Here is a 10,714-nt window from a genome sequence, read left to right as displayed (position 1 = left end):
AAATAGGATACGGGGGACCATGCCCGCCTCCGGGCAAAGCGCATCATTATGTCATAACGGCGATTGCGCTTGATAAGAAACTGCATTTAAAACCGGGCTTAACAATCAAGTGCTTTTTAGATAAAATCAGACCATACGTAATAAATCACGCACAGTATACCGGAGTGTACAAAAGGAGCATAAAATAACGCAAAAAACGATAAACGTTATTAATCAAACGTTAAAAAAATTTTTTGAAATTATATTTTCCTCATGACGGTAACAATAGGCGGATTTGACGGAATGCATTTAGGCCATCAGGCTTTGATAAAAAGAGCCGATACGATTATCGTAATAGAAAAAGGAAGTAACTTAACCCCCGGCACCGACAGGTGTGATTACACGACACTTCCCTGCAAATTTTTTGATTTGAATGATATTAAAGATCTGAGCCCGATTGAATTTATCAATATTTTAAAAGAATTAAACATTACAAAAACAGTCACCGGCAAAGATTTCAGATTCGGTAAAAACAGAAGCGGCGATTTGAATCTTTTAAAAAAGCATTTTGAAGTTGAAGCAATACAAGAGGTTAAAATCGACGGCATAGGAGTTCATTCAAGAATAATAAGGGAATTTATCAAAAACGGAGACATCATCAAAGCCAATAGATTCTTAGGACATACGTACAAAATAAAAGGCAAACAGGTAAAAGGCCAGGGGCTCGGGAGCAAAGAGCTTGTACCCACAATAAACATAAACCTTATAAAAAACTATCTCATTCCCAAATCCGGCGTATATATCACACTGACAAACAGACACCCTTCGCTGACTTTTATAGGAACACGCTCAACCGACGGAAATTTTTCAATTGAAACACACATATTAATGGAAAATGGAAAATGGAAAATGGAAAATGAAAATGGAATGTTTAAGATTGAATTTATTGATTTTTTAAGAAAAAACAGAAAATTTGACAATCTGAAAGAATTAAAAAAGCAGATTGAAGAAGATATAAATAAAACCGCTAAACGGTTTGAAAAAAACTTAAACCAACCGCAACAGGGTAACAGCTGCTGAAATCGGTTAATCCGTTTTCATCTCCTTAAAAACAACATTTTGGTATCATTCCGTATAAATAACACATAAGGAAAGATATGGCTTTAGTAGATCTTTTGGACGTCAGCAAAAAATTTGAGGCTCAGACGATATTATGTAATGTGGAATTTCACCTCGATGAAGGTGAAAGGGTCGCGCTTATCGGTAAAAACGGAAGCGGCAAATCGACTCTTATGAAAATAATCGACAAAACAATCGAACCCGACAGCGGAGAAATAATCACCAAAAACGGAATAAAAATAAAAAGACTTCTTCAAACGCCTAAATTCGAGGAAAACCTGACGGTGAGAGAAGCCATAGAAAACGAGCTTACCGAATTTAAAGAAGCTTATAAAAAATACATAGATTTAACGCAAGAGTTTGCAAACAACCCCGAAAACAAAGCAGTTCAGACGGAAATGGACAAACTCAGCAGGTTTTTGGACTTTCATAACGCGTGGAACCTTGACGACAGGATTGAGAGGATTTTGCAGGAATTTGATTTGAAAAAATACGAAAACAAAGACATATCGCTTCTAAGCGGAGGCGAACAGAGAAGGGTCGCACTTGCAAGCCTTCTTTTACAAAAACCCGACGTCCTGCTTTTAGACGAGCCCACCAACCATCTTGACGTTTATATGACGGAATTTTTAGAAGAAATGCTTCTTAAAGAAAAATACACGTTTATCGTGGTAAGCCACGACAGATATTTCATAGACAGAATAGCCACGAGGGTTATTGAGCTTGAAAACTGTAAATTAAGGAGCTTCAAAGGCGGATATGCCGATTACATACTTCAAAAAGAAGAACTTTTAAAAGCCAAAGAAAAAGAATTCGAAAACGAACTCAGACTTCTTAAAAGAGAGGAAGAGTGGTTAAGAAGAGGCGTAAAAGCCAGACTCAAAAGAAACGAGGGAAGAAAAAAAAGAGTGCTTGAACTGCGTGAAAAAGTCAAAAAAGACAAAAGCGAGATCCGTCAGATTGAAATGCAGCTAAAACGTGAGCTTTTATCAAAAGAAGAAGAAAAAATAAACCGCAAAAAAGTAATGTTTGAAATAGAAAACCTTACAAAATCCATCGGAAACAAACTTTTAATCAAAAATTTCACGACAAGGATACTTCAAAAAGACAAAATCGCAATTGTAGGTAAAAACGGAAGCGGTAAAAGCACCTTTCTTAAAATATTAATAGGTGAGGAAAAACCCGACGGCGGAATCATCAAAACAGGCGAAAACATTAAAATCGGCTATCTCGATCAGAGAAAATCGATGCTTTGCGACGACAAAGACTTAATAGAAACATTCTGTCCCGAAGGCGGGGATCATGTAAACGTCAGGGGCAAAAATATGCATGTTTACGGATATCTCAGGGAATTTCTTTTCCCGCCCGAATACCTTACGAAAAAAATAGGCGTTTTAAGCGGCGGGGAAAAAACGAGAGTGGCGTTAGCGCTTTTGTTTACGAAAAATTTTGACGTTTTGATTCTGGACGAACCCACAAATGATTTAGACATTCCCACAATCAATATTTTGGAAGAATATTTAACGGATTTCGAAGGAAGCGTGATTTTCGTAAGCCACGACAGATATTTTGTGGATAAAATAGCAAAAAAAATGTTTATTTTCAAAGGGGACGGAATTGTGGAGGAGAGCCACATACCGTATACCGAATATCTTGAAATTGAAAAAGAACTTAAACAAATCGAAAATTTAAAATCAAAAACGGAAAATGAAGATAAAAAAGAAAAACCCAAACAAAGAAAACAAAAAAAACTAAGTTACAAAGAGCAAAGGGAACTTGACGAACTGCCGAAACTCATAGAAGATCTTGAAACAACAATAGCCCAAATAGAAGAATGCCTCGCAAATCCGGATTGTTATCAGGAAAAAGGTCTTGTAAGTTTAAGTGAAGAACTTGAAGAAATCAAAAAAATATATGATAATAAGGTTGAAAGATACCTCGAACTCGAAGAAAAAAGAGAAGCGCTTCAAATGGAAAACTGAAAATGGGAAATGAAAAATTAATAAAAATATTTAAAAAAATAAATATAAAAGAACTAAAAGAAATTACAAATGAAATAACGCTTTATGCGTCCGCTCTCAGTTTTTACACTATATTTTCGCTTGTGCCTCTGATTTTGATTATTCTTACAATTTTTGCAAACACTCCTTTTTTTGCAGAATTTTATTTGAAACTCGAGCATTTTATAAGTTCAAACCTTCTGCCTACCAACGCTCAGACCGTTTCGGTATATTTAAAAAACTTCCTTTCCAATTCAAGCAAAATGGGAGTGGTGGGAGGATTTTACATTTTAATAACCTCCATACTCTTTTTTGACAACTACGAAACAATAATCGCAAAAATTTTCAATCATGAAAAAAGAAACCTGTGGGAGAAAATAAAACTCTACTGGACAATGCTGACACTTTTTCCGATAATGTTCGCCGCGGCGATGTATATATCCATCAAACTGCAGTTTTTTTTAGACAAATCACATTACACCTCATGGATTAATTTCGCAAAATTCGCCCCTTTTATAATAATCTGGCTGACTTTTTTTCTTTCATACAAAATGACTCTTGAAGGAGAAAAAACCAAATCCGTCTTTATAAGTTCTTTTACGGTTACAACCGCTTTTTTTATCTCAAAAAACATATTTATATATTATGTACTTATAAACAAAACGTATACAACCCTTTACGGTTCCATATCAATACTTATGTTTTTACTGCTGTGGATATATGTGAGCTGGATAATATATATAAGCGGTATTTATTTAATCAGGTATTTAGATATAATTTCACAAAAAAAAGGAGAATTTATGGATATCACTAAAATAAAACCGGGAAATCCTGAAGAATACGTCAACGCTGTAATCGAAATCCCTCAGGGTAGCAACATCAAATACGAACTCGATAAAGACTCCGGCGCCATCTTCCTTGACAGAATCCTTTACGGAAGCCAGTTTTATCCTGCAAATTACGGATTTGTCCCCAACACTTTAGCGGATGACGGAGATCCGATAGACGTGCTGGTACTCTCAAGCGAAAGCGTGGTACCGGGAACCGTTATTAAAAGCAGAGTTATAGGTGTGTTAATTATGGAAGACGAAAGCGGAAAAGATGAAAAAATAGTAGCGGTACCTACCGTAAAACTTGATCCTAAAATGGCGAAAATCAACGACCTTAGCGATCTGCCGGAAATCGAACTGAATCAAATCAAACACTTTTTCGAAACATACAAAGACCTTGAGCCCGGAAAATGGGTTAAAGTTACGGGATATGAAGGAAGGGAAAAAGCAATAGAGCTTATTCAAAAGGCTATTGACAACTACAAATAATTGAGAATTGAAAATTGAGAATGGAGAATTAATTAAATAACAATTTAAATTGATTCTCAATTCTACATTCTCCATTCTACATTCATCTGTTACTAATCTACACAACCTGGTTAATCAAACAATAAAGAAAACTTATATGCTACGTTTATGCTGCTTTTTTAGATTATCATAAATAAAAAGCCTAAAGGAGCATAAATGTTAAACGAAGTATATTATCCGAAAAAAGTAATGTTTAAAGACCCCGTATTTAAAAATATGTGCGAATACCGAGAGCTTGTGGAAGAATTTGAAAAAGACTACGAAGGAACGTGGGCTAAGTTCGCAAGGGAAAAAATTACATGGTTTGAGGATTTTAAACAGACTCTTGACACTTCAAACGCGCCTTTTTACAAATGGTTCGTAGGCGGAAAACTGAATGTTGCATATCAGTGTATCGACAGACATCTTGAAACAAGAAAAAACAAAGCCGCAATCATCTGGGAAGGCGACAACGGAGAAAAAAGAATCATCACTTACCTTGAACTCTACAGAGAGGTAAACAGATTTGCAAACCTTTTAAAATCGCTCGGTGTTAAAAAGGGCGACAGGGTTGTTATTTATATGCCGATGATTCCCGAAGCCGCGTTTGCTATGCTTGCATGTGCGAGAATCGGGGCGATTCACAGCGTGGTATTCGGAGGCTTCAGCGCAGAAGCGTTAAAAGACAGAATTCTTGACGCTGAAGCGAAAATTGTAATTACGGCAGACGGCGCGTTCAGAAAAGGCAGCCCTTATATGCTAAAACCCACAGTCGACAAAGCCCTTGAAGGTGTCGACATAGTGGAAAAAGTTATCGTAGTCGAAAGAAACAACGAAGATATAGAATGGGTGAACGGAAGAGACGTAAGCTATAACGACTTAATAGTAAACCAAAGCGACGAATGTCCCGCTGAAATAATGGACAGTGAAGATCCGCTATTCTTATTATATACATCAGGAAGCACCGGAAAACCGAAAGGCGTTCAGCACGCACAGGCCGGATATATTCTCTGGGCACAGCTTACAATGGAATGGGTGTTTGACATAAAAGAAAACGACACTTACTGGTGTACGGCGGATATAGGATGGATCACGGGGCATACGTATATTGTTTACGGACCTCTTGCGGCGGGTGCCACCACGCTGATGTTCGAAGGCGTTTTAACATATCCCGACAGCGGAAGGGCGTGGAAAATGGTAGAAGAATACAGAGTTAACCAGTTCTACACGGCTCCTACAGCAATCAGACTTCTTAACAAAATGGGACCGGACGAGCCTAAAAAATACGACTTAAGCTCTCTTAGAATCTTAGGAACGGTCGGTGAGCCTATAGATCCCCCTGCCTGGAAATGGTATTATGAAGTTGTGGGAGGGGGCAGATGCTCAATAGTCGATACATGGTGGCAGACCGAAACGGGAGGCCACATGATTACCCCTCTTCCGGCGGCAACACCGGTTAAGCCTGCAAGCGCAACATTCCCTCTTCCTGGAATATTTGCGGAAATTATCGATGAAACGGGTGAAAGAATGCCGGCACACGAAAAAGGTTTATTATGTATAACAAAACCTTGGCCGAGTATGATTAGAACCATCTGGGGCGATCCGGAAAGATTCGTAAAAAGCTATTTCTCCACCGCCAAAAAAATGGGAGAGCCCGTCTATTTCTCGGGAGACGGCGCTATGTATGACGAAGACGGATACATCTGGATTACCGGAAGGGTCGATGACGTTATAAACGTTTCGGGGCACAGGCTCGGAACAGCTGAAATCGAAGCGGCCATAAAAAAACATCCTCTTATCGCCGAAGTTGCGGTAGTTGGAAAACCTGATGAAATTAAGGGCGAGAGCGTATTTGCCTATGTAGTGTTAAAAGGCGAAGACACCGTCGCCGAAGAGATGGAAATCATTAAAGAAATCAACGAAATCGTAAAAGAGGAAATCGGTGCAATCGCAAAAGTTGACACGGTGGCGTTTGTTCCGGGTCTTCCTAAAACAAGAAGCGGTAAAATTATGAGAAGAATCTTAAGAGCCGTCGCTAAAGGCGAGCCTATCACACAGGACACTTCAACCCTGGAAGATCCGAAAGTCGTTGAATCCATTATAGAAGTTGTAAACACCTGTATTTTAAATTAAAGTGAAAACGCTTTCATTAAACAAAATTTATCTCGGGGGAATTTCCCTCCTGTTTATACTTTCGGTTGTATTCACCTCGCTTGCAATATTTGAAGAATACCGCGACTTTGAAAGGGAAACGGTAAAAATCAAACAGGAATTTATTCAAAAAACAAATAAAAAACTGCAAAACACGGCCCGGAAAATTTATAAAATACTGACATTATCAAAAAACAATTACCGGCGGATACTGAATATAATACTCGACAAATCGGTATATGTCAAAATAAAAAAAAATGACAGCATACTTTTTGTGCATTCTCTGCCCCCGGAAAAGCCGATCACATACGGATTAAAAAAAAACAACTTATCAATAACCGTTCAGGACTCCCTTACCAAAATAGAAAAGCTGATTCAAAAAAAGAAAAAAAACCTTATACACAAACTTACAAAAACAATGCTCAATTTCCTTACGCTCGCATTTATTATATATATGTTCGCTCTCGGCGGGTTTTATTTACTGAATGAATTTTTAAAAGAAGAAATATACATATTCGTAAAATTTTTCCAAAAAGCATATCAAGAACATATTTATATTAAATTCGGAGATATAAAAATAAAAGAGTTTTTAAATATTGCCGTATATGTCAATAAAATGCTAAAAAAGATCAACTCCCAAAACAAAAAACTCGAAAGGCTGAATTTAACACTCGAAGAAAAAGTGCGTCAAAAAACCAGAAAACTGCAAAATCTGATAACCGAACAGGAAAACTTTATAAAAACCGCCATACACGAAATAAATACACCCCTCGCTATTATCCTGACGTCCCTTAATTTTCTTGACAAAAAAGACAAAAACGTTCAAAGAATCGAATCGGCGGTATTGATGATAAACAATATCTACGCAGATTTAAGTTTCGTTTTAAAATACAAATATAAAAACTACCCGCTGCAGATCATAAATATTAAAAACATCTTAACCGAAAGAATACAGTTTTTTGAAACAATAGCAAACGCAAAAAAATTAAAAATCAGATATGAAATCAATGATTTTAATGTTTGCATCAACAAAGAAGAGCTTATAAGAATTATGGACAACAATCTTTCAAATGCGATAAAATATTCCATTCCTGATTCAACAGTGAAAATCACAGCCGGCAATAACTCTTTGATTTTCGAAAACAGAACAAACGAGATAAACAACATAGATAAATTCTTCGAACCGTTTTACAAAGAACACGAAAACACTTCAGGATTCGGACTCGGACTGCATCTTGTAAATGAAATCTGCAAAAAATACAATATAAAAGTCACAATATCCCATAAAAATAATATAATATTGTTTGAATATCAATTTAAGGAATGCGATGAAAATAGTACTCGTGGAAGATGAATTCTCCCTAAACGAAATAATCACGGAATATCTTGAAAAAGAGGGATATTTTGTAAAATCGTTTATTGACGGTAAAGTCGCCTATGAACACCTGAAAGAAGAAAAGTTTGATATTTTAATACTCGATATCCATCTTCCGAATATCGACGGTTTTTCCATTTTGGAAGAACTGCAAAAAGAAAAGCTCTCACCCCCTACAATATTTATAAGCGCCATGAACAGCATAGAGCATATTACAAAAGCATACGAACTCGGATGTTTCGATTATATTAAAAAACCTTTTTATCTCCAAGAATTGCTAATTAAAATAGAAAGGCTCGGAAACCAGCTTAACCCGAGCGAAAAAAATTACATTAAACTTTCCAAAAGATATAAATTCGACGTCGAAAAAAGCGAACTACTTTTTGACAACACTCCTGAAATATTAAGCAACATTCACAGAAACATCATAAAACTTCTCGCACTTAACAAAGGAAAAAGCGTAACGTTTGAAATGTTAAGAGAAGAAGTCTGGGACGGATTTGTGGACAACGCAACCATTAGGGCGGAAATAAGCCGGCTGAAAAAGTACCTCAAAGAAGATTTCATCCAAAACATCAGGGGAGTAGGATATATTATTAAATAGTTAGTTAAATTATTAGGGTTGTTATTGTTAATTGGTATATTTATTAGTTATTGGTACATCGGTTATTAAAGTTTATTAAGTTTTTTTAAGATTAGTTAGATCAAAAAATCATTAAACTTATTGTCTGGTACTGTGCAAGTTTATCTAAGTCTCATTTAATTCTCAATTTCTCACAGACTTCGTTCTCTTCCTGTTATTACATTTTCCATTGGAAAATTTTTCATTGCCCATTTTCCCCCTATACCCAAAAAATTTTCAGTTTTTCGGGGCCCCTGTTACATTTTACATTTTACATTGTTCATTATTTGTTACTTTTCTACACATTAATTAATTTTTATTTAACTTTTTATGTATCAATTGGTAAATGCTACATTTATGCTACGAAAAGGTTTTATTATAAAGTTGTAAAAAATTCAAAAGGAGACTTAATGACTAAAGAAGCGATAGAACTTATCAAAAGCAATCCGGATTATCAGCGTTTAGTTAAAACGAGAAGTAAATTTGCATGGACGCTTACGTTTGTATTGCTTGCAATTTACTATTCGTTTATTTTAACTATCGCTTTTGATCCGCAAATTCTCGGAACTCCTATTTCACAAGGTTCTGTGATCACTATCGGTATTCCTATAGGTTTACTTATCATTGTTGCGGCATTTATACTTACAGGTATTTATGTCAACAAAGCAAACAAAGAGTTCGATGACTTAACAAAAAAAGTAAAAATCGAGCTTGAAAAAGAACTTGAAAAAGGAGCACAATGAAAAAGCTATTAATATTGGCACTATCTTTCGGTTCGTTGTTTGCAGCCGGTGCAATAACGGGAGAAGTGCAAAGACAACCTTTAAACGTATCCGCTGTTGTAATGTTCTTAATTTTTGTTCTTGCAACACTCGGTATTACTTACTGGGCGGCAAAAAGAACAAGAACGGCTAAAGACTTCTATACAGCAGGCGGTGGTATCACAGGATTCCAAAACGGACTGGCTCTTGCAGGTGATTACATGTCTGCAGCATCGTTTTTAGGAATTTCAGGTTTGGTATATTTAAAAGGTTACGACGGACTGATTTATTCAATCGGTTTTTTAGTTGGTTGGCCGTTTGTACTTTTTTTAATTGCTGAAAGACTGAGAAACCTTGGTAAATACACATTTGCAGATGTCGTATCTTTCAGATTAAAACAAGGTCCAATCAGAACACTCGCTGCATTTGGTGGAATTGCCACAGTTTTATTATATCTTATCGCTCAGATGGTTGGTAGTGGTAAACTTATTCAGATTCTATTCGGACTACCGTATTCATATGCGGTAATAATTGTAGGTGTTTTAATGATTTTATACGTGACATTCGGTGGAATGCTTGCAACTACATGGGTACAAATTATTAAAGCTACACTTTTATTATTAGGTGCGACATTTATGGCGCTTGCGGTTATGGTGCATTTCGGTTTCAATTTTGAAGAATTCTTCTCAAAAGCAATCGAAGTTCATCCTCTTCATGATAAAATTATGGCACCTGGCGGTTTAGTCAGCGATCCGTATTCAGCAATAAGTTTGGGAATTGCACTTATGTTCGGTCTTGCTGGACTTCCGCACATTCTTATGAGATTCTTTACTGTTGCTGACGCTAAGGAAGCGAGAAAATCAGTATTTTTCGCAACAGGGTTTATCGGATATTTTTACATGCTTACATTTATTATCGGATTCGGTGCAATCGTATTCGTATCAACAAATCCTGAATATCTTGATGCAGCACGTAAATTAATCGGTGGTAACAATATGGCTGCTATTCATTTAGCACATGCTCTTGGCGGTAACCTGTTCTTAGGATTTATCTCAGCAGTTGCGTTTGCTACTATTTTAGCGGTAGTATCAGGACTTACTCTTGCCGGTGCAAGTGCAATAAGTCACGACTTATATGCAAATGTTGTAAAAAAAGGTAAAATTGACGAAAAACAAGAAATGAAAATTTCTAAAATAGCTACACTTGTAATTGGTGTACTTGCAATCATTTTAGGTATTGCATTTGAAAAACAAAACATTGCATTCATGGTTGGACTTGCATTTGCAATTGCCGCAAGTGCAAATTTCCCTGTACTTTTCTTATCAATGTATTGGAAAAACTTAACAACAAGAGGTGCTGTGTTAGGTGGA

General features: G+C 36.4%; 9 protein-coding genes and 1 pseudogene. All 10 read left to right on the top strand.

The window, feature by feature from the left end:
- The coding region (locus ACXJIE_RS00575; RefSeq protein WP_498049511.1) for a YbhB/YbcL family Raf kinase inhibitor-like protein at positions 1 to 188 on the top strand (188 nt) is incomplete at its 5' end.
- Between the two features lie 64 nt (positions 189 to 252).
- The gene (locus ACXJIE_RS00570; RefSeq protein WP_456479035.1) at positions 253 to 1,059 is read left to right on the top strand and encodes a bifunctional riboflavin kinase/FAD synthetase; all 807 of its coding nucleotides are present in this window, start codon (positions 253 to 255) and stop codon (positions 1,057 to 1,059) included.
- Positions 1,060 to 1,136: 77 nt separating this feature from the next.
- Positions 1,137 to 3,080 (top strand): ribosomal protection-like ABC-F family protein, encoded by a 1,944-nt coding sequence (abc-f, locus tag ACXJIE_RS00565; RefSeq protein WP_456479034.1) that lies wholly within the window; start codon positions 1,137 to 1,139, stop codon positions 3,078 to 3,080.
- A gap of 2 nt (positions 3,081 to 3,082) precedes the next feature.
- Positions 3,083 to 3,859, top strand: a pseudogene (locus ACXJIE_RS00560) (YihY family inner membrane protein); the annotation flags it as partial.
- A 39-nt stretch (positions 3,860 to 3,898) separates the two neighbouring features.
- Positions 3,899 to 4,417 (top strand): inorganic diphosphatase, encoded by a 519-nt coding sequence (ppa, locus tag ACXJIE_RS00555; protein ID WP_456479036.1) that lies wholly within the window; start codon positions 3,899 to 3,901, stop codon positions 4,415 to 4,417.
- Between the two features lie 195 nt (positions 4,418 to 4,612).
- Positions 4,613 to 6,568: an acetate--CoA ligase gene (acs, locus tag ACXJIE_RS00550; protein ID WP_456479033.1), complete on the top strand. Its 1,956-nt coding sequence runs from the start codon at positions 4,613 to 4,615 to the stop codon at positions 6,566 to 6,568.
- Position 6,569: 1 nt separating this feature from the next.
- On the top strand, positions 6,570 to 7,940 hold the full coding sequence (locus ACXJIE_RS00545; RefSeq protein WP_456479032.1) for a sensor histidine kinase: 1,371 nt from the start codon (positions 6,570 to 6,572) through the stop codon (positions 7,938 to 7,940).
- The gene (locus ACXJIE_RS00540) at positions 7,915 to 8,565 is read left to right on the top strand and encodes a response regulator transcription factor (RefSeq protein ID WP_456479031.1); all 651 of its coding nucleotides are present in this window, start codon (positions 7,915 to 7,917) and stop codon (positions 8,563 to 8,565) included. Before ACXJIE_RS00545 ends, ACXJIE_RS00540 begins: the two co-directional genes overlap by 26 nt.
- 428 nt (positions 8,566 to 8,993) lie before the next feature.
- Entirely contained in the window at positions 8,994 to 9,326 is a 333-nt protein-coding gene (locus tag ACXJIE_RS00535; protein WP_015901763.1) for a DUF485 domain-containing protein, read from the top strand.
- Positions 9,323 to 10,714 (top strand): cation acetate symporter (locus ACXJIE_RS00530; protein ID WP_456479030.1); only part of this gene is annotated, 1,392 nt, incomplete at its 3' end. The genes ACXJIE_RS00535 and ACXJIE_RS00530, both read left to right, overlap by 4 nt.

It is taken from the genome of Nautilia sp., assembly GCF_053994455.1.
Note: the sequence above shows the minus strand (reverse complement) of the source record. Positions and strands in the feature narration are given on the sequence as shown.